Origin of the sequence: Martinezella tropici (assembly GCF_003287875.1) — a bacterium.
Classification (GTDB): Bacteria; Pseudomonadota; Alphaproteobacteria; order Rhizobiales; family Rhizobiaceae; genus Rhizobium; species Rhizobium tropici_C.
Genome location: NZ_QMKK01000034.1, coordinates 1 through 23179, shown reverse-complemented (window position 1 = coordinate 23179; position 23179 = coordinate 1). Strand labels below are relative to the sequence as shown.

Below are 23179 nucleotides of genomic sequence, written 5' to 3'. Positions count from 1 at the left end.
ACTAGCGCTGGAACGTACTTGCGATAATGGAGATTGTTGTCGATGGTCTCTTGCGATATCAGCAAGAATATGAGCGACAACTTTCTCGACATGCTGGTCTTCGTGCGGGTGGTTCAGGCGGGCAGTCTGACAGGTGCTGCGCGCGAGCTGAACTTCTCGCTGACCGTGATCAGCCGCAAGCTGTCGAGGCTGGAGGAGCGGCTGGGGGTTCGGCTGATCAACCGGACGACTCGGTCTCTGGCGCTGACCGATGAAGGCGCGCGGTTCTATGACCGCTGTGTCCAGATCCTGGCGGAGATCGATGATGCGGAAACGGAAGCATCGAGCGGAAGGGATACGGCGATCGGCACGCTGAAGGTTACATCGACCTTCGCATTCGGCATCAGATGGATCGCGCCGTTGCTCAGCGAATTCCAGGAGATGCATCCGGGCCTGCTCGTGCATCTCGACACAGACGACAGCCTGACAAATATCGTCGAAGGCGGCTATGACCTTGCCATACGCTTTGGTGCGCTTGCCGACTCCAGCCTGGTCGCCAGGCAGATTGCACCGAACAGGCGCGTCATCTGCGCAGCACCCGCCTATCTCGATCGCCGTGGAAGGCCCGAAACAATCGAAGACCTTACCCGCCATGAGGTCATTGCGTTTGGCGAACCGCCGAACAATCACTGGACCTTCGCCGATGGCCGCAGCGCAAATGTCATGGGGAGGCTCACGACCAACAATGGCGAGCTTGCGCACCGCTGGGCACTTTCCGGAGCCGGGCTGGTCCTGAAATCCATCTGGGACGTCCACGACGACATCGAAAGTGGCAAGCTGGAGATTGTCCTCCCGGGATTTGATCTTGCCGCGGCACCAATCCACGTTGTGTTTCCCCATAGCCGGCTGGCGGCCGCAAAAGTGCGACTGTGCATCGAGTTCTTGGCAAGCAGCCTTAAGTCAGCGAATTCGGTGCTCCAATTGTGACATCTAGGCGGATAGGCCAGCTGTGAAGTTAGGATTCACGCCGCGCGACCTCGATGTGTCAGCGGCTTAGAGAAATTGCATCCGAGACCAACAGTTCGAATCTCGTCAAGAGCAAAATCAACCGTTAGCCCGTCCAGACTTATTTTCTCGAGATAACTTTCGGCTTCGGTTGATATAGACGCCGTTTGACATTCGGACGCAAAGCATTGCGGAGATCTTTGTCCGCGGTCGAAAGGTCGAACCATTCGGGATCGAAGTAACCACCGCACCACCGAATGGTTTCGGCAAACTCGGGATCGTCTGGATCGGCAATGATCTCCAGAAACCGCTCGTACCCTGAAACGCCACCGACGTCTTCAGGCGGTCGCGCCCGTTCGCCGGCGATGCAGCTTCCGTGCTTGGGCGCGGTGCCGAGTGTCAAAAAGTCCTCGACCACGACGGTATGCCGCCAACCGTCCCCGAAATCATAGTGGTAGCTAAAGACAGAGCCTTGCTCAAAATCAAGCAAACGAACCTCCCTATGATCGAAGACCCGAGGATCGTCGTCAGTCGCGTCCTCCTCAAGGATCTCAACATCCCCATACCTGAGACCGCCAATCCGGAACTCGTAGAGATGATAGTTCCACCAGTTGAAGGCTGCCTGAATGCCGAGATGCAGATGTTCCAGGTTCCAATAAACAGGCAGAACCAGACGGCGCCAGACGCTGCGCTCGATTTCATCGATGGAAACTTTGATCTGAACAGCGTTTGTGGCTTTGAACATTGCCGGATTGAACAAGGTTGCTAGTAGGCCGTCAAGTTTGGTGCGCGCACCACGCGCCCAAGATACTCCGGTGGTCGAGACTTCGCGCTGGCGACCATCGCTGATATATTAGACTTTCAAGTGGACTCCGTCTTCCCCAATGCCGACTGCTGGATGGCGTCAGTTCTCAGGTCGCAAAGACGCTAATGGGCACCCGGAAGCGCTCAGGCCGACTTGCGCTGGTGGGCTCGAAACGCGGCCGGCGGCATTCCATTCGCGCGGACAAAGGCGCGGTTGAATGCCGCTTCGGAGGAATATCCTGCTTCGAACGCTATACTGCTGATCGCCTGGTCTCCCTGGAGCAGTTGCTCTCTCGCAAGGAAAAGCCGCCAATCGCGCATATAGGAGATCGGTCCGGTCCCAAGGATGTTCTGAAAACGCTCGGAAAGAACGCTTCGGGAGGCACCCACTTCATTCTTCAAGTCCTTCAACGTCCATGGACAGAGAGGATCGCGATGAATGAGTTGTAGGCATTTGCCGACGATCGGATCCCGAATGGCAGCCAGCCAGCCGGTCGTGCGGTTTGGCTCGGCGGAGAGCTGTCGGCGCAGGACTTCGAGCAATACGATCTCGGTAAGACGCTCCAGGATCGCCATTCCGCCGCTATGCGGATCGTCCACCTCCTGGACGATTTGCGAGACGACTCCGTTGAGCCAGTCGCCCTCGGTGGAGACGTGAATGAATTCCGGCAGCGCCTCGCGAAAGGGCAGAAAGTGCATTGCCTCGCAACGGACATAGCCACAGAGAAAGCGAACGACGCGGTCGGAATCGCCGAAACGTAGGATCGGCGTCTCGGACCAGGGTTGTGGCGGTAGTGCTCCGCCTGGATCGAAGATCTGCCCTCCCGCGCCCGCGCCGATAAAATGCGCGCTGCTGAACGGGAAAGCCGTTATGTCGCCTTCGTGCAGGGTGGTGCGTCGACCGTCGAATTCTATCCAGCAAGATCCGCCGGCAAGAATGTGAAAGCCGATGGCGTCCTTTGGCTGGTAAGACGCCGGTGAAGCATCGGTTTCCCAATCGCCCGATGGCATATAGCAATATTGAAGGGCTTCCGTGATGCGGACCCGACGTAGAGCCTCGCTCATGAGCGACTGAAGGTTTGCCTGTTCCACTCTTCGGTACCCCTGGAGAAGCGATAGCTTTGAGACTTGGACGGTTCCGCCCGCTACTTTCATAGGCCACGGCTGCAGATTGCCGAACGTCTACACGACTTGGTCTTGGTGCACAGCAACGCCAGGAGCATTCTGGGGCCGTTAGAGGGCCCATGTAGCGTAGTTCACCGATACTTCATATCAACGCTGGAAAATCGATCAATTCAAGCGGCATCCCGGCCAAAGACATGAAGACCACCGCCTTTTAGGGTGCTGCGCAACAACCTGAAAGGAAATTTTCCATGGCCGAAACCAACAAGAAACTTGTCATCCTGATCACGAAGGGCATCGAATCCGAATTGTCGTCGGTGGCGTTCACGATCGCAAATGGGGCGATTACCGCTGGCCTCGATGTCAGCATGTTCCTGACGAGCACCGGTATCGACCTTCTGCGGAAACGCGGACAGACGATGACGCAGGTGGCGCCGCTCGATCCCCTCGCTAAATTGATTGACGATTTCATGCAGAGAGGCGGAGCCGTCTGGGCCTGCACGCCTTGCGTTACTTCTCGCGGCTATGAGCAGGCGGACCTTATGGATGGGGTGATAATCACCGGCGCCAGCCTCATGCACGCGGCAATCAAGGAAGGTGCTGCCACTCTCTCCTTCTGATGGTAACTTGGCATCAACGGCATCTGATGTCTTCAACGCGCAGAAATGCCCCGAAGGCATCAGACCGGCATCCCGGAAAGGCTCGTTCGCTGTCGGCCTGCTGAATTGATTGCGCTTTAACCTCCGAGCGTTCCGGTCGTCGAACGACTTCTTGGCGATAGCCAGCCGTCCGGACGTCGTGTCGGCGGTTCGAACTTCTTCAAGAGCATTAGTCTGTTGCAACATGCATTTACTCTCGCGCTAAGGCAGCAACGGGTAACCCCGGCCTCTCTCCATGTGAGCTGGTCGAACATAGCGTGTCCTAGCTTGGAAGCCTCTCTGCTGAGGCAGCGCTTAGCGCAAAACCAGGTTCATGCGTTGCGATCTATCCGGCCTTAAGGTTACTTTCATAATGGGTTTTGCCGGGTGTGGGTTGACGGCGGCAAGACGGATTTTCTGAAGTAGGACCGCGAGAATGGCGACGGCCTCCATGACCGCGAAGGCATTACCGATGCAGACACGAGGACCCGCACCGAAGGGCATATAGGCATACCGATGCCGGGTCTTGGCCGCTTCCGGGCTGAAGCGATCCGGATTGAATACCTCGGGATCGGACCACAAAGAAGCGTGGTGATGCACGGCGTAGATCGGCACGATCAACACCGTTCCGGCCGGAATGAGATAATCGCCGAGCTGGAAATCCCGCAAGGCGGTCCGCGTGATGATCGGCGCGGGTGGATATAGGCGCATGGCCTCCGAGAAGACCTGCCGCGTATACACCAGTTTCGAAACATGCTTGGCGTCGACAGGCTCACCCCCCGTTGCTGCATCAATTTCGACTAGAACTTTTGTCTCGACCTCGGGATGCCGGGCCAGCAAATCGAATGCCCATGCAAGCCCGAGCGCCGTCGTTTCGTGACCGGCCGTAATGAAAGTCATGAGGTTGTCGACGATTTCTTCGTCGTTCATCGTGCGACCGGTCTCCGGATCGGAGGCTGACAGCAGCATGTTCACGAGATCGTGCCGGTCATTCGGGCGTACACGCCTCTCCTCGATGACGCTCAAGAGGCTGGATCGCAGGAATTCAACGGCGGCTTCCGCCTTACCGCGTCCAGGATAGGGTATCCATTCGGGGGCACGTAAAAGTCCGAGTGCGAACGTCCAGCCAGTCGGCTTGAGAAAGTCGGAAATGCCTTTTTCGACCCGCGCAACGTCGATGCCATGGCCGCCGGACATCATCGTCTCGACAATGATGTCGAAAGTGGTGCGCATCATCTCATGGCCGACACCGACAGTTCCACTGCCTATGCCCATCCACCTGTCGCGGGTGCGCTCAGCCGCCGCGATCATCGTCGGCTGGAGTTCGAGAAGCTTGTCGTGCCGAAACGCACCGGCGACCGACTGCCGCTGCCATTTCCAATGCGCCCCGTCTGCCGTCAGGAGACCTTGGCCGAGCGCCGGTCCGAGCGCTCGCCTGACCTGGTCCCCCTTTCCCAGTGCTTCTGCATTCTTGACTAGCGCCTCGTGGATGAGCGTAGGGTCGGCCAGGTAGACCTTCAGCTCTCCGGCAGTCTTCGAAAAGACGAATGGTTCGGTGAAGATCGATGGCGGGAGCGCGTCGAGCGGGTTGCGCACGATCGCCAGCAGCGCTCCGAGCGTTGACTGCGGCGTTAGGGGAAACGTGGTCTTGAGGGTGCGGGCGTTTTCAACCGTGCTATCCATCGCGTTCATCCTTGCTCGCTGATCACGTGTAGGTGTAAGGTAATCACCTTAGAATAGTTAAGGTACTCACCTTAGGAATGCAAGGGGACGATATGAAAAGGATGACCGCGCGAGATCCGGCGAGGGCGGAAGGGACTAGCACTCGGAACAGAATCCTGGACACCACCCTGGCGCTCTTCAATGACAGAGCACCTGATCGGGTCACCACCGCCGAGATTGCTCGCGCCGTCGGCATCAACGAGGGCAACCTCTATTATCACTTCAAGACAAAAGAGGCGCTTCTCCAGGCCTTGTTCAAAAGATTGGAGGACGACGCGACTGCCTTCATGGTGGAGGCTGCTTCGAATACCCAAACCGATCCGGGCATCTTCTCGGGCTTCATGCGGCGCTGGTTCTCGATCGTTTGGGACCACCGTTATATCTTCCGGGATTTGCCCGGGATCATCGCTATCGCGCCAAGCCTGCGGGAGCCGACGCAGGCGCTCAGCAGCGGAATGCGGGTCGTCGTGGAAGAAACGCTTCATCAGATGACGAATGCACAGTTAATTGATGTTCCAGCCGAAGAGGCACCGCAACTGCTCGCTAACGTGTGGATCGTATCGACCTATTGGGCTGTGTATCTCAGCCTACAGGAGGGTGTTGAGCAGCTGGGAGAAGAACATCTGAACTGGGGTCTAAAACAAGTCGCTAGCCTGTTTCGGCCGTATCTGTCCGATGCGGCAAAGAGCGAAATGAACGCTATGCTCGATCGCTCCCTCAAGCAAAAGCAAAAAAGTACTTAACGTCAGTGTGTGGAAGGCTCCCGCGTTGAGGGAAAATGGCTTTGCTATTCAGCGCATCTCGAGTGCAGTCGTGTGTCCGGCCTTTGATGCAGCCTTTCTCTCGACTGCTGGCCTTGAAGGGTTCCGCCAGGATCGTACCCCCAATCGATTAGACGGACTTTAACGTCCGCTACGCTAAACGGGTTCGGCTGATCCATCGGGATCGAGTGGCTGCCTTCACTTACTTCTTTCGCCTCAAACTCTAAGCAGTATCAGCTATTTGCAGGCTGAACCGCTCTTAGATTGTTTATTTCCTCATACTCGCCGCCTCGCGTCATGATAGACCATGCAATCCGAGCCATCTTGTTGGCAAGGGCCACAGCGGCGACTTTTGGCGGTCGGCGTCTCAACAAACCACCGATCCATCCTGTGCCACTATCACCGTCGCCACGAACATACCGCAAAACAGAGGTCGCGCCGAGCACCAATAGTTGCCGAATATATGGATTTCCTTGCTTACTGATGCGGCCATGCCGGGCCTTGCCTCCGGAGGAGTTCTGGCGCGGCACCAAGCCTCACCAGGCGGCAAAATGTCTCCCTGACTTGAAAGCGTGCGGATCGGGGACGATCGACGACAGGGCAGACGCCGTGACAAAACCCACTCCTGGTATGGTCTCCAGTCGGTTCGATAGATCATTTTTGTAATGCCAGGATATCAGCTTCTTTTCGATTGCCTGAAGGCGTTGCGCCAGGTCGCAAACTAACTTCGCCAGCGACTCAAGGACGAACCGGGCAAGCTCCGGTAGATCTGATCGCTCACCTTCAGCAAGCTCCCGTGCGACACGGACTATCTGGCTAACTCCCACACCAATCGAAATGCCAAGCTCCGCAAGATGGGCACGGATGGAGTGCAGAAGCATCGTGCGTTGCTTGATGAGGAGAGCTCTTGAACGGTGCAACATTGCCGCTGATTGCTGCTCCACGGATTTCACCGGCACGAAACGCATTGTCGGCCGCGTTACGGCTTCACAGATCGCCTCAGCGTCCGCGGCGTCATTTTCTGCCTTTTCACATAGGGCTTCACATAGGCTGGCGGCATCAGTCGCACGTCATGCCCGATAGCCGAAAGCTCGCGGGCCCAATAATGAGCCGTTCCGCAAGCCTCGATACCGATGAGGCAAGGCGGCACCTGTGCGAAGAATTTCAGCATCTGTTGGCGTCGCAACTGTCGCCGTACCACCACATTGCCGCCGTGATCAATCGCATGAACTTGAAACACCGACTTCGCTATATCGATGCCAACAGTAGAGATCTCTTCCATTCGAACGCTCCCGGTTTGTCCATCCTAACCGATGCCATTCTAGCACCGGGGGAGCGGGAGCCTTCCATCCCATCGATTAAGCTGCCATCGAAAACGCAATCGTGTTGAATGCAAAAGCGCCGCCTAAACGTCGCGGCATCGACGGCGCATCAAAGACTATCTTTCAGATGATAGGCCGCCCGATCCGCCGAGTCTCTGTCGGATCGATGGAGATTGATGATGCGGGCGGCATCGGTGGCGCTTATACCGTGCTTTTTTGCGAAGTAGGTTACATCATAAGGGTCTGAAACTTTTCTACGCGTTTCCTGCGCAATGACATGGTCTCGCTTCATCGCGTTTCCTTGGAGCCGGCGGTTTCGGATAGAGCAAGCTTGACTGCTTCGTGATACTTTGACGAGAGGAAATCCTTTTTGCCTCCTTTCGATCGGATGCTTTAGGGCCTGTTGTGGCCGAAGAGACTCAATTTCAGCCGAGGGAGCCTCATCGGTCGGCTGTGGGCGGATCCGTGCCGGGCGATTACACTACGGCTACTGCCATTGCCGTCCCGATGCCATGTTCACCGTTCCAGCATTTCCCTCGCAAGCGGTATCGGGTCAAAACTTCTCGATAAGCTTCGACGAGGCTAGAATGCCGCGAGGCGAGCCTCGTGGATCCCAAGAGCCAATTCTCGGAACCCCGACAGGAAACAGACGTTAGTTTGCATCTGATCCTTGGAGAACTCGAATGGCCGCCGATCCCAAATCCTCCCCTGCAGTGCAAGCTTACGAACTGGAAAAAGCCCGGCAGCGCGAACGGCAAGAAGCAGGCGACCTTGATAAGCGTCTTGAAGATACCTTTCCCGCGTCCGACCCGGTTTCGCACACGATCACCTCGGTTCCAACTGGCCGCACCGATCCGAAGGAAGCTGAGCGCGTGAGAGCGGATGCGTCTCAACCTCAGGTGGCCAAGAACGTGACGGAAAGCGTCCGTGGATGGATCAGGCAAAATCCTCTGACGGCGGTGGCGCTCACAGCCGCAGCCGCCTGGATCCTCGGCGCGACGCGTTGATGGGACCGTCGATGTGAGCACGCCATTCGAGGGCCCCCTCTCTGCTCCTGCACCAGAGCATCCTGCCAGACGTCCAACGTCAGGCTCCGTGCTCAAGAAACTTGGGCCCGGGCTCATTACCGGGGCAGCGGACGATGATCCGAGCGGCATCGCCACGTATTCTCAGGCCGGAGCGCAATTTGGCTTCAACATGCTATGGACCATGTTGCTGTCCTACCCGCTGATGTCCGCGATCCAGCTCGTGAGTGCGAGGATCGGACGGGTTACCGGCGCAGGGCTTGCCGTTAACATGGGAGCGATCTGGCCGAAGCCCCTGGTTCTCCTGTTTGTCTGCCTGCTATTTATCGCCAACTGCATCAACATCGGCGCCAACCTGACAGCCATGGGGGCATCAGTCGAGCTCGCCACCGGCGTCCCCAGCTTGCCGATCACCATTTTCTTCGCCGTCCTGTCCCTCGCGCTGCAGATGTTCATTCCATACGAGCGGTACGCCAACATCTTGAAGTGGCTGACCCTGGTGCTGTTTGCGTATATTGCCGTCCTGTTTGTCGTGAAGATCGACTGGATCGCCGCGCTCAAAGGCTTCGTGTGGCCATCCCTTTCGCTTGATGGAAATAGCTTTACCGTCATTGTCGCGATTTTCGGTACCACGATCAGCCCATACCTGTTTTTCTGGCAGTCGAGCCAGGAGGTCGAGGAGATAGATCGCAAGGACGAGGCGAAACCGCTGGAGGAGGCGCCGCGTCAAGCTCCTAAAGAACTGAACCGCATCCAACTCGACACGCTGGCTGGCATGGCGGTGTCCACGATCGTCGCCATTGCCATCATCATGTGCGCCGCCGCGACCCTGCATGCGAGCGGCAAGACCGATATCAATTCTGCCGCCGATGTTGCTGAAGCTTTGAAACCGATCGCCGGCAACTTCGCATTTGCTCTCTTCAGTCTGGGGATCGTCGGCACCGGCATGCTGTCGATCCCGGTTCTGGCCGGCTCCGCTGCCTACGCTTTTGCTGAAACCCAAGACTGGAAGGCAGGGCTCGATCATAAACCATGGGAAGCAGTGGGGTTTTACGCGGTAATCGCGGCGGCGACGCTGTTCGGGCTCAGCCTGGAGTTCGTGCCGCTCGATCCGGTCAAGGCGCTGTTCTGGAGTGCTGTCATCAACGGCTTTGTTGCGGTGCCGATCATGGTGGCAATGATGATGATCGTGAGCAGCAAAAAACTGATGGCTGAATTCACCGCGCCGATTGCTATGAAGATCTTCGGATGGGGCGCTACGGCTATAATGGCACTTGCGGCGGCCTCGATGCTCGTGGTGTGATCGGAAGACTGTCATGAATTTCTTCCAACCGAGATCTGAGAGCGCCCCTCCTTCTTACGTATGCTCCTCCTCGCCAAGTCCTCCCAGTATCTTCCTAATATGCTAAGTTCCCGCCGATTTCCGACAGCATCGATATGCAGGCAACTCTAGAATGAATACTGGTCTCCGCTTCCCCGCCGAACGTCTCCAGCAAATCCTAGACAGCGCGGTCGACACCGGCGTCATCACGCTCGAACCAGACGGAGCGATTAGCGGATCCTGACCGACCTGCTCGACGGAGCCGTTGGCGCGATACAACTTTCCGAGGAGGTGCATGGTGACGGCGCCGAGCTTCTCGAGAACGCCCGCTCGCTTGGACTGGAAGGTATCATCGCCAAACACCGCGACCGTCCGTACCGCTCGGGTAGGACTGGCTGAAGATCAAATGTATTCAGAGTGAAAGTTTCATGATCGTCGGCTACGAGCAGTCAACGGCAGCGCGAGGCGGGATCGGCAGTCTTCTACTTGCAGGCCGGCGAGGCCATGATTGGGTCTATGTCGGCGGTGGGCACGAGCTTTAAGGAAAAGGACGCAGCGTACCTGAAGAAGACGTTCGACAAGCTGAGGACGAGGACGCCGGTCGTTTCGCTCAAGGGCAAGAATTGCGTCTTCGCGCAGCCGACGCTGATCGCCGAGATTGAATTTCGGGGCTGGACCAACGACGGCAATCTGCGGCACGCGTCCTACAAAGGGCTACGGCAGATCCAGGACAATGCTGCAGTCTACGAACTCGACTGACCGGTCGGCCAAGCATTAAATTTTTCCGCCGGCTCTCTTGAATCCGAAATTCTCGAAAACCAAATCGATTGCCGCCAGCTGCTGAAGACAGGGCTGGCCTTGCTGGGAGCGCCGCTTTCGGCGCTTCCGTACCCATGTTGCTTCAAGGAGGATATGGCTATGGCAACAACTTACGACTACGCACCTCTGTTCCGTTCGACCGTCGGCTTCGACCGGGTTTTCAATCTTCTCGAAAATGCTCAGCGCGCTCGTTCGATCAGCGATTGGCCGCCTTATGACATCGTCAAGACCGGCGACGACAGCTACCGGATTTCGATTGCGGTCGCGGGCTTTGCCCAGGACGATCTCGACATCACCTTCCAGTCCAACCTGCTGACGGTCACCGGCAAGAGGCAGGAAGCATCCACCGAAGGCTATCTGCATCGCGGCATCGCCGGCCGGCCATTCGAGCACCGCTTCGAGCTCGCCGACCATGTCCGGGTAAACGGCGCCGATCTGCAGAATGGTCTTCTGTCGATCGATCTCGTGCGCGAGATCCCCGAGGCTTTGAAACCGCGCAAGATCGACATCCAGACCAACCCGGCTCTCTCGCAAAAGGTCGCCCCGGCGCAGATCGAAGCGCAGAAAGCCGCCTGATTTCCAGGCCTGTTCAATAGATCAGGGCGCCACGGCGGTGGCGCCCATCAACATTCCGGGTTGGGAAGGAAAGAGCGATGAAACCGGATATGTTCAGAGAACCTGTGACCATCCTTGTCGGCCTCGGCTTTCCGGCTGAAGTCCGAACCGCCATGGATGCCTACCGGCACCTTGCCGATTGGCCGGCCTCACCTGGGGACACGGCGCATTCCATTGCCCTGAAGGCATGTCAGGCGGCCCTTCGCGGAGAGATCGAAGCCGAGACCGCGCGCGGCCTGTTCGCTGCCTTTGCTGCGAAACACGATCTGCTTGCGCCGGAAACCGACGTGATCGTCGCATCCCGTCGTAGGCACGACAAAGATCCGCACGTTCGCTAAAGAGGCCGACATGCACGAGATGTTGCAGCAGGCCGCAAGTTGTGCCGCTGCGACTGGTCCGACGATCCTGCTTCGGGGCATGGAGATTGAGCGGCCGGTCGACGTGGTGAAAGCGACCGCTCTGTCCGTGGACGACAAACGGACCATCCTGGCGGCATGGGCTTCGGACTTCTATGCGATCGACTCGAAGCCGGCGTTCCGCCATCTGCCTGGAACAAGGGGGCCGGTCTCTATTGATGAAGTGCAGGCTGCCCTTAGAGAACTCGATCGGCGTTACGGATAATGATTAAGCGACCGAACGGGCCGGTTCATTCACGTGGCGATCGTCTGCGATCGAGATCGGAATGGTCGAGACCGAAATGTTCCAGAACGAGATCGAGGTTGCGGCGGTTGGATTTGAAATAGACGTCGAAGAGGTCCCCGACCAATGGGACGCTGCCGGCCGCCGCATCGAAGCCGATGTTGGCCAGCATCTTAAGAAGCTTGTCATTCGGCACGCCAAGCCGGCGCGCCTCGTTGACGATGTAGAGACTGACTGCAGCGCCGGCGAAGTCACCGACACCCGGGTCCAATCCAATGAGTGAATCTACTCCGAAGGAAAAGCCTGTTCCAGGAATACGCAGCGCCGTGTCCATGAGCCGCGCCAGCCCGCGCATGCGGCGAAGGCGGGCCAGACGGTCGATGTTGCGAAAATCCGTGTACTGACTATGTGCTCGCTCGTACGTCATGCCGCCACTTTCATCATCTTGCCAAGACGTTTGATGGCCTGCTCCAGCGAGCGCTGTCCGTCACAGTAATCCTGCCAGGCGTTGGTTTTCGCCAGCAGCGTCGGTACCGTGCGGATCGTGAAGCGTTTCGGATCGAGATCCGTCTTCACCTGGCTCCAGGTGAGTGGCATCGATACCGTTGCTCCGGGCCGGGCGCGTGGCGATAGGGGCGCGACCGCCGTCGCCATGCGATCGTTGCGCAGGTAGTCGAGGAATATCCGGCCGTTGCGCTGGTTCTTGGCCATCTTGATCAGGTAAAGGTCGGGGTTCTCGCGTGCCATCTGCAGGCAGACATTGTGTGCGAAGCCTTTTGCCTCCGGCCATGTCAGCTTCTTGCCCTTCGCCACTGCAAGCGGGGTGACGACATGCAGACCCTTGCCACCGGTGGTCTTGCAGAAGCTGACGAGGCCGAGTTCCTCTAGTCGGTCGCGCATTTCCCGGGCGGCTTCGACCACGGTGGAGAAGGGGACGTCCGGACCGGGATCGAGGTCGAAGACGAGACGACCGGGAACCTCCGGCTGGCCCGGTTCGCAATTCCAGGGATGCAGCTCGACGCCGCCGATCTGGGCGATGGCGGCGAGGCCCTCGACCCGATCGATCTGCAGATAGGGTTTCTTGTCGCCGAACACCTTGACCAGTTCGAGCAGGTTCGATGTTCCAGGCATCGCGTGCCGCTGGAAGAACTGCTCGCCGCCGATGCCGTCCGGCGTCCGGATGATCGAGCATGGCCGCCCCTTGATATGGTCGATCAGCCATGGGCCGACAGCTTCATGATAGTGGGCGAGATCCTCCTTGGTGACCGGCTCTCCGTCATTGGCATCCGGCCACAGGGCCTTGTCCGGGCTGGAGATCATCACGCCCATCACCTCGGCCTTGGCGTTCTTGCCGTGTGCCGGCCTTGATGGCTTTGTCGCGGCCGGCGTCGGGGTCTCTGTCTTCGCCGGCGATGCCGGCTTTTCCGCCTCGACTTCAGCCGCCGGCTTATCTTCGCGCAATCCCTTGAAGGCCGCCTGGCGGACCAGTCCATCCGCCGTCCAGCCAGCGAACTGGATCTCGGCGACCAGCTCCGGCTTCACCCAGACGATATTGGGATCCTTCTTCGGCGCGCCGATGCCCGTGAACGGTGATTTGTCGGCCTTGATCTCACGGAGCCTCGGCAAGATCGTCTCGACCGTCTTGGCACCGTAGCCGGTTCCGACCCGACCAACATAGACGAAGTGCTCGCCCCTGAAGACGCCGACCAACAGGGACCGAAACTTGCCGTTTGTTTTGGCATAGGCGCCGATAACGACTTCATGGCCAGTGCGACATTTGGACTTCGCCCAGGTTTTGGTGCGGCCCGATTGATAGGGCGCATCCGCCTGCTTTGAGACGATACCTTCCAGCGAGAGCTTGCAAGCAGACTTCAGGACGGCATCTCCGCCAGTCTCGAAATGCTCGACGAAGCGAAGGCGCGGATCCTCGCCGGCATCGCTCAAAAATGTCTGCAACCGTTCTTTCCGCTCGGTGAGCGGCAGCTGCCGGAGGTCCTCATCGCCCTCGAACAGCAGGTCGAAAGCGAAATAGACCAGTGCGTCGGTCTTTCCTTCCGACAGCGCCGCCTGAAGTGCTGCGAAGTCCGGTGCACCGTTTTCGTCGAGGGCGCAGATCTCGCCGTCGATCATGGCATCAGGCAAACTTGCGGCCGATGTCGCTATCGCCGGATACTTGGCCGTCCAATCCAGACCCTTGCGCGTCTTCAGCGTCAGCTCGCCGTTTTCGATGCGCGCCTGGATGCGGTAGCCGTCGAACTTGATCTCGTGGATCCAGCCCTCGGTCGAGGGCGGGCGTTCCACCGTTTCGCAAAGCTGCGGCGCGATGAAGTCGGGCATTGCGGACTTCGCTGGCTTGGCAGCTTTGGCATGGGGGGATTTCCTTTTAGTTTTGGTGCCGGCTTTGCGTTCTTCGGCAGCAAGCCCATGGTTGCTGTCCCAGACCGCATCGGCCTGAACGTCGCCGCTCTCCACCATGAACGGCTTTGGCTTCCTGCCTTTGCCGGCGGCGATCGCTTCCATGGTTCGGCCCGAGGCCACCGATGTTGCGTTGTCCTCGAGGACTGCCGCGCCGTTCTCCTCGACTGAGAAATCGTCATGATGCTTGATCAGCAGCCAATTGGTCCGCTTGCCGCCGTCGCGATCATTGCGCATCCGCACGAGGACAAAGCTGCCGTGGAGCCGCTCGCCTTCCAGTGTGAACTTGAAATCGCCTTTGGCCAGCGCCTGCTCGGGCGTCTTGCTGCCTTCCGGCTCCCAGTAGCCACGGTCCCAGAGCATCACCGTGCCGCCGCCATATTGGCCCTTGGGGATCGTGCCTTCGAAGTCGCCGTAGTCGAGCGGGTGGTCCTCGACCTCGACCGCCAACCGTTTGTCGTGCGGATCCATCGACGGTCCCTTGGTGACCGCCCACGACTTGAAGACACCATCGAGTTCGAGCCGCAAATCATAATGCAGCCGGGTTGCGTCATGTTTCTGGATGACGAAGCGTCTGCGATTCGATGCCTTTAGCTTGGCTGCGCCGCTCGGCTCCTGCGTCTTCTGAAAATCGCGCTTCCGCTTGTAGGTCGATAGCTTGTCGCTTGCCATGGCAGTCCCCGGTACAAATCCTCCTCCCGCCTCGGATGAAGACGGGGAGGAGGGGCGGGCCGGACAGGTAAGACGCTCGGCTCCGTTCGTTGGCCGCGATGAGAAACCGGAAAAATCATCGCCTTCGTCATTCCTGTCACGTCCGGTTGACACAGCACGCGACCTCAGCAGGCAAAAGGGAACAGATAATGTTTTGTTCCATGGAGTTGGGCAGGAGCGCCATCAGCTCTGAATGACCGACCAGGCGCGTCGGAATTGATATGCGCTCTCAGCATGACTGCGGTGCAGCAAAGTCTATTTAATAGGCGACGGGAATCCGTATGATGTGCTTATCGAAGCGATGCACCTCCTCCCGCGTCGGTTTGATATGCAAGCGCCCTACTCCTCCCAGAGGCGTTTGTGAGAACAGCAACACTCCTCCTCCCAGTTGCTGTTCGGTTATTTCCTGAAAGCCTGCCGCACCTCCTCCCGCGGCAGGCTTTTTCGTTTTTGAGTGTGGACATATTTCCGCTGTCGCGAATTACGATTAACTGCCAAACGACACTTGTCTTTGTCGATTTCCTCGCGGCGTCACTTAATCGAGACCTGCCTCTTTAGATATGAAGGCGAAGCAGAGACTTTTTACCTCAGTTCTTTGCGCGGCCGGGTTCAGAACAGCCAGTCGACGAGCGTTTCGCCGCCAGAGACCTCAAGGACCGTGCCGGTGACGTAGGGATTGGTCATGAGGAATACCGCAGCATGGCCGATATCGGCCGGATAACCGATCCTGCGGACGGGAAAGTTGGCTCGCACCTTCTCACGGACGTCCGCAGCATCCGTGGGAGAGAGAAAGTTCCAAAGGCCGGTGTCGATGAACCCGGGCCGAATTGCGTTCACCCTGATCGGACCAAGTTCAAGCGCCAGCGAGCGGGCTAGTGCTTCCACGGCGGCAAATGTCGACGTGACCGCTGTCATCCCGATCTTCGAGCGCGCCGCGATGCCCCCGGTCAGAAAGGTGATGGACCCATTGGAGGAAAGTTTTGAGGCCGCATAGCGCGCGCATGCCCAGGAGCCAAGAAACTTGCTGTTGAGATAGCTGCGCACGCCTTGCATGTTTTCGTCCATGAATGCACCCCAGCTACCATCGGTCGGACCCGCGGCGACAAGCAAATGATCCAGACTGCCGATAGCGTTGAAGGCGGCGCGAACGGCATCCTCGTCACTGATATCGAGCACCAGCTGCTCGAAGGGCGCCAGCTCTGGATGGTCTGCTATAGACACGGTGCGCCGGCTGGCGACCGTCACCGTCGCTCCCGCCGCGCGAGCGGCGAGAGCCATGCCTAGCCCTATTCCTGTTTTTCCTCCGACGACGACCACGTGTTTTCCGGTAAGATCGTAGGATGGTGAATGTGGATGCTGCAATTCGGTCTGTGATGTGTTCATGGCGAATTTCCTAACGGCGTGTTCGTGGACGGATCAGGCGATCTGCCTGAGTACGCCGCCGTCAACGCGCATGGCGGAACCGGTTGTGCCGGATGCCTGCTCCGAGCACAGGTAGACGACCATGTTGGCAACCTCTTCCGTCGTCGTGAACCTTTGCAGAAGCGAGGTCGGCCGCGCATTCTTCACGAAGTTCAGCTCGGCCTGCTCCTGCGTAATGCCTTCGGAGGCGGCCGTCGCTTTCATCCAGTTCGACATGATCTCCGAACTCGTCGGGCCGGGAAGCACCGAATTGACCGTAACACCCGTCCCGGCAACAGTTTCAGCAAGTCCCCGCGAGACGGCCAGCTGCGCTGTCTTTGTCATGCCGTAGTCGATCATATCTTGCGGGATTGCGAGGGCGGATTCGCTGCTGATGAACACGACACGCCCCCAGCCGCGCTCAGTCATATTAGGCAGGTAGTGACGAGCTGCACGAACACCGCTCATGACGTTGAGCTGAAACAGGCTCAGCCAGTCTTCGTCGGTGAGATCGTAAAACGGCTTGGGATTGGCTGTGCCGGCATTGTTGATCAGGATATCGGCACTGGGTGCCTGGGAAGCAAGGATCGCGCTGCCTTCCTTAGTCGCCACATCCGCGACGACGCCGGTGACCGCAACGCCGGGGAAGAGCGCTTTGATTTCGGCCACAGCCGCGGCGACCCGGCCCTCACTACGGCCGTTGATAACGACTGACGCGCCAGCCCGGGCCAGACCCTCCGCGATCGCCCGGCCAATGCCGGCAGTGGATCCGGTAACAACCGCTACGCGGCCTGCAAGTGAAATGTTCATGATCGTTCTTTCTGATTGCGACGATCATTTTTCATAACGCATGCCGGAAATGGCGATAACGAACGAAATCGGCATGATATTCATATTGAAACGGAATGAATACGACTGCCGAAGGGCACTACCGTTCGGCTTCGCCAAGGTTCTGATAGGGTTAAAAATCGCATTCGAGCGAGGCGCCCAGGAAGTCCGTCACGCGTTTGACCCGCGCGGGAACTAGCCGACGTTTCGGCCAGACAAAGCTGATGTCTCTGGTGGCCTGCACATAATCGTCGAGGATTGTTACTACGTCGGGATGCGAAAGCTCTCCGACAAGCGACGCCCTTGTGAACATGCCAATCCCGACGCCTGCAAGTACGCCCGCACGGATCGTCTCCATGCTGTTGGAGGTGAGATTGCCGCGCACAGCCACGCTGAAATGACCTTTTGGACCGACGAACGGCCAATTCGCCACTTCCTCAAAGCCGCCGTAAACGAGACAATTGTGACGCGCGAGCTCGGCGGGCTCTGTGGGAACCCCATGCTTTTCAAAGTATTGGCGTGAGCCGACGCAGACGAGGGGGGTACTCGCTACGCGCCTGACGATGGCGTCGGGCTCCTCGACAGCTCCCACTCTGATCACCAGATCGACCCGGTCCTCGACCATGTCCCGCCGAAGATCTGATAAATCAGGTCCACGCGAAGATCAGGATATTCGGCCAGCAGATTCGGAATAACGGGGAGAATATGAAGTCGCCCGAACGTGGTGGGGACCGCGATGCGGATCGATCCCGACATGTCGGCACGACTGCCACTCACCTCTCGATTGGCGTCTTCGATCTCATCTAGCAGAGGTTTCATTCGGTCGAAGTATCGTCGGCCCTGGTCCGTTAGGGTGACGTTTCGAGTACTGCGATTAAAAAGCGCGACACCTAGCCGATCTTCAAGCGTGCCGATAGCTTTGCTCACTGCCGGCTGTGACGTGCCGGTTCGCCGGGCGGCGGCTGTGAAACCGCCCGTCTCGACCACGGCAAGGAACACCTCAAGCTCGGAAAGCCGATCCATCCTAGTATCTCTCGATACCGAAGGTCGGAAGACATTCCATCATTCTGGGATCTCGTTTGAAGCTCACGTCAGTCCTCGAAAAAACCATTAGCATCATGCAGCGATGGTTATGATGCTTTTTGTGCGGTTGGCGCAGGGCATTAAGGCGAAGTCATTCCTCGCATCAGGGGCACCTGGCCCGTATTGCATCGATCGCCACCCGGGTCGCTGCTGGCATATGCCGCTGGCGGGAATAACTCAGGAAGAACCCGGGGAATGGCTTACTCCACTCCATTAGAAGAGGCACAAGGTTTCCTGCATCAATGAGGTCAGTGACGGTGTCCTCGATGCAGAAGGCGATCCCGAGACCATCGGTTGCCAGTTGTAAAGCGGCGCGCCTGTCATTGACGACGATGCCAGCTGGAGGGCTGAGCGAGAACCAGCGCCCGTCCTCGTAAAACTCCCACGGAAACGGATGCTGCTGACCGGGCCATCGCCAGCAGATACAATCATGGGACAAAAGATCGCGCGGTTTTCCAGGGGCGCCGTACCGAGCAATGTAGTCCGGAGAAGCGACGGCGATCTGGCGAAGTTCGCCGCCGAGCGGCACTGCAATCATGTCTTGGCTGATGACCTCACCGATCCTCACGGCGATGTCGAACCCGCCTGCGACTGGGTCCGTGACTTCATCGTCCAACGTGATGTCGAGCCGGACCTCAGGATAATTATGGCGCAGGTCTGCCAGGACCGGCAAGATGAACTTCTCGCCTGCGGACCGGAAAGAGACGATGCGGACTGTCCCCGCTGGCCGACCAGCCGCATCCCTGCTCTGAACCAGCGCCGTATCCATTTCAGTCAGGGCCGGGCGCACCCGGTCCCGAAGCAAGGCCCCCGCTTCGGTCAACGCCACCGTGCGGGTGGTGCGTTGGAAAAGCTGCTGGCGAAGATCAGCTTCCAGCGCCCTGACCGTCTGACTGGCAGCTGATGACGTGATGCCGAGCTCGTCGGCAGCCTTGGAGAAGCTCAATGTCTCGGCAACTGCCAGGAACGTACGGATGCGGGCGAAGTCAGCGGATTTCATACCCATTATCAAGCACAGCTACGCAATCTTGTAAATATTCCCTGGATTATCGAGGCACCAATATCGCCTTAGTCTCCGCTGCGAAAGGAGATCGATATGAACGAGACTTTCGAAAATCAGGTAGCGCTGGTGACAGGCGCGGCCCGGGGTATCGGACGGGCGGCAGCCTTGACGTTCCAGTCCAGAGGCGCACGTGTCGTCGCGACCGACGTCAGCGACGCGGTCCATGAGCTGGAAGCGCAGAACATAGTCACGTTGATAGGCGACATCGCTGAGGAGCAGACCGCCATCCGAAGCGTCGGCATGGCAACTGAACGCTTCGGTTCCCTCGACATTCTCGTTAACAACGCCGGTCGCACCATGAATCGGGCCCTGATCGATATGAGTGTTGCCGACTGGGATGACATCATGTCCGTCAACGCCCGCGGTACTTTCCTTCACTGCCGTGAAGCCGTCCGCGCCATGCTGGCAGGGCAGGGCGGCGTCATCGTCAACGTTGCCTCGATCGTCGCCCAGGTGGCGATGAAAGACACCTGCGTCTACGCAGCAAGCAAGGGTGCGATCGCGCAACTGACAAAGGTCATTGCCGTCGAATACGGTGCTCAAGGCATTCGCGCCAATGCCGTTGCTCCTGGCGTTGTCGAAACGGACATTCTTGAGGGCATCGTTTCGGACAGCCGTGCGACGCTGGCAAGCTACGGCTCCGCCCATCCGATCGGGCGCGTCGGGCAGCCCCAGGACATTGCTGAAGTCATCGCATTCCTCGCTTCTTCCGCATCCGCATTCATGACGGGCTCTCTCGTCATGGCGGATGGTGGTTTCACCGCATTGTAAGGGACAGCAATATGCCAAGCATTCTTATTGTTGGGGCCGAGCGCGGCCTCGGCCTCGGCCTTGCCGAGGCACTCAATTCTGATGGCTGGAATGTCATCGGAACAGCCCGTGGCGGCGCTGACACCATTGCGCTCGAAAAAGTCGCGCGTGTTGCGCATGTCGACGTGACACGCGCCGATCAGATCGATCTACTGAGGGACGAGCTCGAAGGCTCCTTTGACGTCATCTTTCTGGTCGTGGGCATTTTCGGGCCTTTACACAACTCGGTTGTCGAAGCAACCGACGCTGAATTCGCAGAAATCATGCTGACGAACTGCTTTGGCCCCATCCGACTGGCTCACCGTTTGCTCGATCGTTTGAAGCCGCATGGTACCATCGCCGTTATGTCGTCTCATCGGGGCAGCATCGCGCTCAACACCGAGCCCGGGCTGAAGCTTGATCTTTATCGCGCCAGCAAGGCAGGCCTCAACATGCTCTCGCGGACGCTGCATGCCGATCATCCCGATCTGACCGTGCTTTCGATCCATCCAGGCTGGGCCGCGACCGCGATGGGGACCTTGGATGGCACCGTTGAAGCAGAGATCTCTGTCGAAGAAAGCGTCAATGGCATGGTGGAGGTGCTGAAGACGCACATGGGTACGCGCGAAAACCTATACCTCGATTGGCAAGGCCGATCGCTACCTTGGTGAGAGGCATCAGGCGGCTGCAGCCGAAACGTCCAAAACTGTGCCGCCCAGCCCATCAGCTATCCGATGAACGAAGGTTCGCCAGCTCGGCAGAGATTTCGCCGGCAAGCGATATCGGACAGCCCCAGTAATCGTAGATGCCGCCGTGTCGGCTATCCTGCCCGCAGATGACGAAGACCCCGGTACCAAACTTGTTTTTCAAGTGCGATGCTAGCCAGCCGACAAAGCCGCTGTTGTCTTCCCCTTGAGGGAAATGGAAGCTGAAAATCTTGAACTGTTCGTCTCCGTTCGCCATCGGGACCAGCTGGCTCCAGCAATGTTCGTTCCGCACAACGGCAAGAGCATCGGCGGACACCTGCGAAGGGAATTCATCCAGACCGAATTCGACAAAACCAAAGGGTTCATCGAACTCCCGCAGAACTGTGCGAGGCATAAGACGCCTGAGGCGAGCGTCAGTTTGATCGGGTCTTTCAAGAGAGATGTCGACCACATTCCACCTGCCAATGATGTCTTTGAAGCTCTTCAGTTCCAGCTGGCCTTGGAGGCTAATGCCTAATGAGATATTACGGTAGGCAGAATTCATGGAAACCAGAGATTACCGATTGATGATATCAGACGCCTTTGATCCCCGGCTCTTGAAAGCATTCGTCTCTGTCTGTAGCCATGGCAGCATCAATCGAGCGGCAGCCGAAGACGGTCGCGCCCAATCGGCGCTCAGTACCCAGATCAAGCGGCTTGAGGAGGTCGTGGGCAAGCAGTTGCTTCGCCGAACGGGACGGGGCGTGATCCCGACTGACGCCGGAGAGGTCATGCTGGCGTATGCGAAGCGGATCATCTTTCTGGGAGAGGACGCCGCGGCCCGCTTCCAGGAGGCAGAGGCAACAAGTGAGCTCAGGATCGGATTGGCAGAAACGATCGCAGTCAACACCTTGCAGGCGGCGCTTGGCAAAATTCGCCGCGCCATGCCAACACTTCAGCTGAGCGTGACCATCGATCATGGCAGCGGGATCGCACAACGCTGGGCGGATGGCGCCCTGGATATAGCAATCGCCACGTGTTCAGCGTTTTCAGCAGATCCGCTTGAGGTGTGGGATGTGGATCTGCATTGGGTCTGCGCGATTGACGCGACCATTGATGCCGAGCGCCCGTTGGACGTCATAGTCTATGCTGAGCCATGCGCCTGGCGGCGGACCATGTTTGAGAAATTGATGGACGCGGACCTCGAATTTCGTATCGCTCTGACAAGCCACAACGCTGCAGCTATGACTGCCGCGGTAGAGAACGGCCTCGGCCTGGCACTGTTGACACGAGAGAGTATTAATCCGCGGACCATGCGGGTGGTCTCTTCCATGTTCAAAGGCGCTTCTCCGACCGTGAAGTACGGCCTGTACACGAGCCGCAAACGATCTCACGCGACGGACAGAGTGATCGATCTGTTGCGTCAAAGCGTTCTATCTCTTTCAGATCGGGCTGCAGCGACAGTCTGAAAGCTCGGGTCGACATGATTTCAAAGCCTGCCGTCCCGACGACAGTGGCTTCGAAGGCTTTCCGCACTTGTGGGCGTTGCCGTCCCTGAACCTCTCAAATCTTACCCCGGTGGTAATCAAAACGGTGGCCCCAAAACTCTGAGAGACGAGCCGTTGCACCGCTCCCCTTGCGTTTCCGGCTTCCGTGAATTAAATGTAGTTACGTAACCACAAATATCGAGATCACGAACTTTGGAGCTTACCATGACCGTCACCATGCTTTCAGGCCGTGAACTCAATCAGGATCTTGGGCGCGCGAAGCGGGCCGCACAGGAAGGACCTGTGATCATCACTGACAGGGGACGCCCCGCGCACGTCCTCTTGTCGTTCGATGAGTACAAGCGGCTTACCGGCAAAATGCGGACTCTCGGTGATATGCTGGCCGCGCCAGGTGGGGATGACGTTGATTTGCCGCTCCCGCAGCGTACTGAATATGCCAGGCCGGTTGACCTGTCCTGATGCTGTTGCTCGATACCAACGTCGTGTCCGAGCTCCGCAAGGTCGCGAGCGGCAAGGCCGACCCCAATGTCGTGGTCTGGAACGAAACAGTCGATCCGGCCGAATGCTTTATTTCATCCGTGGTTCTGCACGAGCTAGAGATTGGCGTCCGGCTGGTCGAACATAATGACGCAGTCGCAGGCAAGGTGCTGCGCGGCTGGCTGGAAAATATCGTCCTCACGGCATTTTCCGGCCGCATCCTGCCGCTGGACGAGGCGTCGGCCGTTCAGGCAGCGAAATGGCATGTTCCCGATCCCAAGCCGATCAATGACGCCTACATTGCTGCGGTAGCCTTCACCCGGCGCATGATACTGGTTACGCGAAACGTTAAGGATTTCGATGGCATGGGGGTGATGCTCATGAATCCGTGGGATATGCCCGCGTAACAGTTGAGATTCCAGACAAGGAGTATGTCGCGGCCCAAG

At 58.2% G+C, this 23179-nt stretch carries 25 protein-coding genes and 2 pseudogenes; 14 read left to right on the top strand and 13 right to left on the bottom strand.

Annotated elements, in window-relative coordinates:
• Positions 1-42: 42 nt before the first annotated feature.
• The gene (locus DQ393_RS13285; protein WP_245430347.1) at positions 43-966 is read left to right on the top strand and encodes a LysR family transcriptional regulator; all 924 of its coding nucleotides are present in this window, start codon (positions 43-45) and stop codon (positions 964-966) included.
• 139 nt (positions 967-1105) lie between these two features.
• Here the strand turns inward: DQ393_RS13285 and DQ393_RS13280 are convergent, their stop codons facing one another.
• Together DQ393_RS13280 and DQ393_RS13275 are read right to left on the bottom strand one after the other, a co-directional pair.
• Positions 1106-1729: a plasmid pRiA4b ORF-3 family protein gene (locus tag DQ393_RS13280; protein ID WP_112342243.1), complete on the bottom strand. Its 624-nt coding sequence runs from the start codon at positions 1727-1729 to the stop codon at positions 1106-1108.
• Between the two features lie 203 nt (positions 1730-1932).
• Entirely contained in the window at positions 1933-2880 is a 948-nt protein-coding gene (locus tag DQ393_RS13275; RefSeq protein WP_181592342.1) for an AraC family transcriptional regulator, read from the bottom strand.
• A 281-nt stretch (positions 2881-3161) separates the two neighbouring features.
• Here DQ393_RS13275 and DQ393_RS13270 point away from each other — a divergent pair, with 281 nt between their 5' ends.
• Entirely contained in the window at positions 3162-3530 is a 369-nt protein-coding gene (locus tag DQ393_RS13270) for a DsrE family protein (protein WP_112342241.1), read from the top strand.
• A gap of 333 nt (positions 3531-3863) precedes the next feature.
• On the opposite strand, the gene DQ393_RS13265 is transcribed toward DQ393_RS13270, so the two are convergent.
• Positions 3864-5231, bottom strand: a complete 1368-nt coding sequence (locus DQ393_RS13265) for a cytochrome P450 (protein ID WP_112342240.1) — start codon at positions 5229-5231, stop codon at positions 3864-3866.
• A 92-nt stretch (positions 5232-5323) separates the two neighbouring features.
• On the opposite strand from DQ393_RS13265, the gene DQ393_RS13260 reads away from it, so the two are divergent.
• The gene (locus DQ393_RS13260) at positions 5324-6013 is read left to right on the top strand and encodes a TetR/AcrR family transcriptional regulator (protein WP_112342239.1); all 690 of its coding nucleotides are present in this window, start codon (positions 5324-5326) and stop codon (positions 6011-6013) included.
• Positions 6014-6264: 251 nt separating this feature from the next.
• Here the strand turns inward: DQ393_RS13260 and DQ393_RS13255 are convergent.
• Positions 6265-7313 (bottom strand): annotated as a pseudogene (locus DQ393_RS13255) (IS110 family transposase).
• 149 nt (positions 7314-7462) lie between these two features.
• The gene (locus DQ393_RS13250; protein WP_112342238.1) at positions 7463-7645 is read right to left on the bottom strand and encodes a hypothetical protein; all 183 of its coding nucleotides are present in this window, start codon (positions 7643-7645) and stop codon (positions 7463-7465) included.
• Positions 7646-8036: 391 nt separating this feature from the next.
• On the opposite strand from DQ393_RS13250, the gene DQ393_RS13245 reads away from it, so the two are divergent.
• The 6 genes and pseudogenes from DQ393_RS13245 to DQ393_RS13220 all read left to right on the top strand — a co-directional run bounded on the left by DQ393_RS13245 (position 8037) and on the right by DQ393_RS13220 (position 11754).
• The gene (locus tag DQ393_RS13245; RefSeq protein WP_112342237.1) at positions 8037-8360 is read left to right on the top strand and encodes a hypothetical protein; all 324 of its coding nucleotides are present in this window, start codon (positions 8037-8039) and stop codon (positions 8358-8360) included.
• A gap of 88 nt (positions 8361-8448) precedes the next feature.
• The gene (locus DQ393_RS13240; RefSeq protein ID WP_245430346.1) at positions 8449-9681 is read left to right on the top strand and encodes an Nramp family divalent metal transporter; all 1233 of its coding nucleotides are present in this window, start codon (positions 8449-8451) and stop codon (positions 9679-9681) included.
• Between the two features lie 255 nt (positions 9682-9936).
• Positions 9937-10458, top strand: a pseudogene (locus DQ393_RS13235) (non-homologous end-joining DNA ligase); the annotation flags it as partial.
• A 159-nt stretch (positions 10459-10617) separates the two neighbouring features.
• Positions 10618-11094, top strand: a complete 477-nt coding sequence (locus tag DQ393_RS13230; RefSeq protein ID WP_112342235.1) for an Hsp20 family protein — start codon at positions 10618-10620, stop codon at positions 11092-11094.
• Between the two features lie 77 nt (positions 11095-11171).
• Entirely contained in the window at positions 11172-11471 is a 300-nt protein-coding gene (locus DQ393_RS13225) for a DUF982 domain-containing protein (protein ID WP_112342234.1), read from the top strand.
• Positions 11472-11481: 10 nt separating this feature from the next.
• Positions 11482-11754, top strand: a complete 273-nt coding sequence (locus DQ393_RS13220) for a hypothetical protein (RefSeq protein ID WP_112342233.1) — start codon at positions 11482-11484, stop codon at positions 11752-11754.
• 25 nt (positions 11755-11779) lie between these two features.
• On the opposite strand, the gene DQ393_RS13215 is transcribed toward DQ393_RS13220, so the two are convergent.
• From DQ393_RS13215 to DQ393_RS13190, 7 genes are all read right to left on the bottom strand, one after another.
• Positions 11780-12199 carry a DUF4112 domain-containing protein gene (locus tag DQ393_RS13215; protein ID WP_112342232.1) on the bottom strand — a complete coding sequence of 140 codons (420 nt, stop codon included), beginning with the start codon at positions 12197-12199 and terminating at the stop codon, positions 11780-11782.
• Positions 12196-14859 carry a DNA ligase D gene (gene ligD / locus DQ393_RS13210; RefSeq protein WP_112342231.1) on the bottom strand — a complete coding sequence of 888 codons (2664 nt, stop codon included), beginning with the start codon at positions 14857-14859 and terminating at the stop codon, positions 12196-12198. Before ligD ends, DQ393_RS13215 begins: the two co-directional genes overlap by 4 nt.
• 648 nt (positions 14860-15507) lie before the next feature.
• The gene (locus DQ393_RS13205; protein ID WP_112342230.1) at positions 15508-16281 is read right to left on the bottom strand and encodes an SDR family oxidoreductase; all 774 of its coding nucleotides are present in this window, start codon (positions 16279-16281) and stop codon (positions 15508-15510) included.
• Between the two features lie 33 nt (positions 16282-16314).
• Positions 16315-17109, bottom strand: a complete 795-nt coding sequence (locus DQ393_RS13200; RefSeq protein ID WP_112342229.1) for an SDR family NAD(P)-dependent oxidoreductase — start codon at positions 17107-17109, stop codon at positions 16315-16317.
• A 151-nt stretch (positions 17110-17260) separates the two neighbouring features.
• Entirely contained in the window at positions 17261-17752 is a 492-nt protein-coding gene (locus DQ393_RS33830; RefSeq protein WP_245430345.1) for a substrate binding domain-containing protein, read from the bottom strand.
• Entirely contained in the window at positions 17725-18150 is a 426-nt protein-coding gene (locus tag DQ393_RS33825; RefSeq protein WP_245430344.1) for a LysR family transcriptional regulator, read from the bottom strand. The genes DQ393_RS33830 and DQ393_RS33825 overlap by 28 nt, the downstream gene beginning before the upstream one ends.
• A 163-nt stretch (positions 18151-18313) precedes the next feature.
• Entirely contained in the window at positions 18314-19210 is an 897-nt protein-coding gene (locus DQ393_RS13190; protein ID WP_245430343.1) for a LysR family transcriptional regulator, read from the bottom strand.
• Between the two features lie 96 nt (positions 19211-19306).
• Here DQ393_RS13190 and DQ393_RS13185 point away from each other — a divergent pair, with 96 nt between their 5' ends.
• Positions 19307-20044 (top strand): SDR family NAD(P)-dependent oxidoreductase, encoded by a 738-nt coding sequence (locus DQ393_RS13185; protein WP_112342227.1) that lies wholly within the window; start codon positions 19307-19309, stop codon positions 20042-20044.
• A gap of 11 nt (positions 20045-20055) precedes the next feature.
• Positions 20056-20733, top strand: a complete 678-nt coding sequence (locus DQ393_RS13180; protein ID WP_112342226.1) for an SDR family oxidoreductase — start codon at positions 20056-20058, stop codon at positions 20731-20733.
• Positions 20734-20785: 52 nt separating this feature from the next.
• Here the strand turns inward: DQ393_RS13180 and DQ393_RS13175 are convergent, their stop codons facing one another.
• Positions 20786-21313: a DUF6196 family protein gene (locus DQ393_RS13175; protein WP_210209419.1), complete on the bottom strand. Its 528-nt coding sequence runs from the start codon at positions 21311-21313 to the stop codon at positions 20786-20788.
• Here DQ393_RS13175 and DQ393_RS13170 point away from each other — a divergent pair.
• The 3 genes from DQ393_RS13170 (at position 21312) to DQ393_RS13160 (ending at position 23140) form a co-directional block, all read left to right on the top strand.
• Positions 21312-22217: a LysR family transcriptional regulator gene (locus tag DQ393_RS13170; protein WP_245430342.1), complete on the top strand. Its 906-nt coding sequence runs from the start codon at positions 21312-21314 to the stop codon at positions 22215-22217. The genes DQ393_RS13175 and DQ393_RS13170 overlap by 2 nt on opposite strands.
• Before the next feature lie 243 nt (positions 22218-22460).
• Positions 22461-22715 (top strand): type II toxin-antitoxin system Phd/YefM family antitoxin, encoded by a 255-nt coding sequence (locus DQ393_RS13165; protein WP_112340188.1) that lies wholly within the window; start codon positions 22461-22463, stop codon positions 22713-22715.
• The gene (locus tag DQ393_RS13160) at positions 22715-23140 is read left to right on the top strand and encodes a type II toxin-antitoxin system VapC family toxin (RefSeq protein WP_112340189.1); all 426 of its coding nucleotides are present in this window, start codon (positions 22715-22717) and stop codon (positions 23138-23140) included. The genes DQ393_RS13165 and DQ393_RS13160 overlap by 1 nt, the downstream gene beginning before the upstream one ends.
• Positions 23141-23179 lie beyond the last annotated feature (39 nt).

Bases quoted from the DNA above. Each gene is read 5' to 3' on its own strand.
- DQ393_RS13285 (WP_245430347.1), top strand. From the start codon at position 43: ATGGTCTCTTGCGATATCAGCAAGAATATGAGCGACAACTTTCTCGAC.
- DQ393_RS13280 (WP_112342243.1), bottom strand. From the start codon at position 1,729: ATGTTCAAAGCCACAAACGCTGTTCAGATCAAAGTTTCCATCGATGAA.
- DQ393_RS13270 (WP_112342241.1), top strand. From the start codon at position 3,162: ATGGCCGAAACCAACAAGAAACTTGTCATCCTGATCACGAAGGGCATC.
- DQ393_RS13265 (WP_112342240.1), bottom strand. From the start codon at position 5,231: ATGGATAGCACGGTTGAAAACGCCCGCACCCTCAAGACCACGTTTCCC.
- DQ393_RS13260 (WP_112342239.1), top strand. From the start codon at position 5,324: ATGAAAAGGATGACCGCGCGAGATCCGGCGAGGGCGGAAGGGACTAGC.
- DQ393_RS13250 (WP_112342238.1), bottom strand. From the start codon at position 7,645: ATGAAGCGAGACCATGTCATTGCGCAGGAAACGCGTAGAAAAGTTTCA.
- DQ393_RS13245 (WP_112342237.1), top strand. From the start codon at position 8,037: ATGGCCGCCGATCCCAAATCCTCCCCTGCAGTGCAAGCTTACGAACTG.
- DQ393_RS13230 (WP_112342235.1), top strand. From the start codon at position 10,618: ATGGCAACAACTTACGACTACGCACCTCTGTTCCGTTCGACCGTCGGC.
- DQ393_RS13225 (WP_112342234.1), top strand. From the start codon at position 11,172: ATGAAACCGGATATGTTCAGAGAACCTGTGACCATCCTTGTCGGCCTC.
- DQ393_RS13220 (WP_112342233.1), top strand. From the start codon at position 11,482: ATGCACGAGATGTTGCAGCAGGCCGCAAGTTGTGCCGCTGCGACTGGT.
- DQ393_RS13215 (WP_112342232.1), bottom strand. From the start codon at position 12,199: ATGACGTACGAGCGAGCACATAGTCAGTACACGGATTTTCGCAACATC.
- ligD (WP_112342231.1), bottom strand. From the start codon at position 14,859: ATGGCAAGCGACAAGCTATCGACCTACAAGCGGAAGCGCGATTTTCAG.
- DQ393_RS13205 (WP_112342230.1), bottom strand. From the start codon at position 16,281: ATGAACACATCACAGACCGAATTGCAGCATCCACATTCACCATCCTAC.
- DQ393_RS13200 (WP_112342229.1), bottom strand. From the start codon at position 17,109: ATGAACATTTCACTTGCAGGCCGCGTAGCGGTTGTTACCGGATCCACT.
- DQ393_RS33830 (WP_245430345.1), bottom strand. From the start codon at position 17,752: ATGGTCGAGGACCGGGTCGATCTGGTGATCAGAGTGGGAGCTGTCGAG.
- DQ393_RS33825 (WP_245430344.1), bottom strand. From the start codon at position 18,150: ATGGATCGGCTTTCCGAGCTTGAGGTGTTCCTTGCCGTGGTCGAGACG.
- DQ393_RS13190 (WP_245430343.1), bottom strand. From the start codon at position 19,210: ATGAAATCCGCTGACTTCGCCCGCATCCGTACGTTCCTGGCAGTTGCC.
- DQ393_RS13185 (WP_112342227.1), top strand. From the start codon at position 19,307: ATGAACGAGACTTTCGAAAATCAGGTAGCGCTGGTGACAGGCGCGGCC.
- DQ393_RS13180 (WP_112342226.1), top strand. From the start codon at position 20,056: ATGCCAAGCATTCTTATTGTTGGGGCCGAGCGCGGCCTCGGCCTCGGC.
- DQ393_RS13170 (WP_245430342.1), top strand. From the start codon at position 21,312: ATGGAAACCAGAGATTACCGATTGATGATATCAGACGCCTTTGATCCC.
- DQ393_RS13175 (WP_210209419.1), bottom strand. From the start codon at position 21,313: ATGAATTCTGCCTACCGTAATATCTCATTAGGCATTAGCCTCCAAGGC.
- DQ393_RS13165 (WP_112340188.1), top strand. From the start codon at position 22,461: ATGACCGTCACCATGCTTTCAGGCCGTGAACTCAATCAGGATCTTGGG.
- DQ393_RS13160 (WP_112340189.1), top strand. From the start codon at position 22,715: ATGCTGTTGCTCGATACCAACGTCGTGTCCGAGCTCCGCAAGGTCGCG.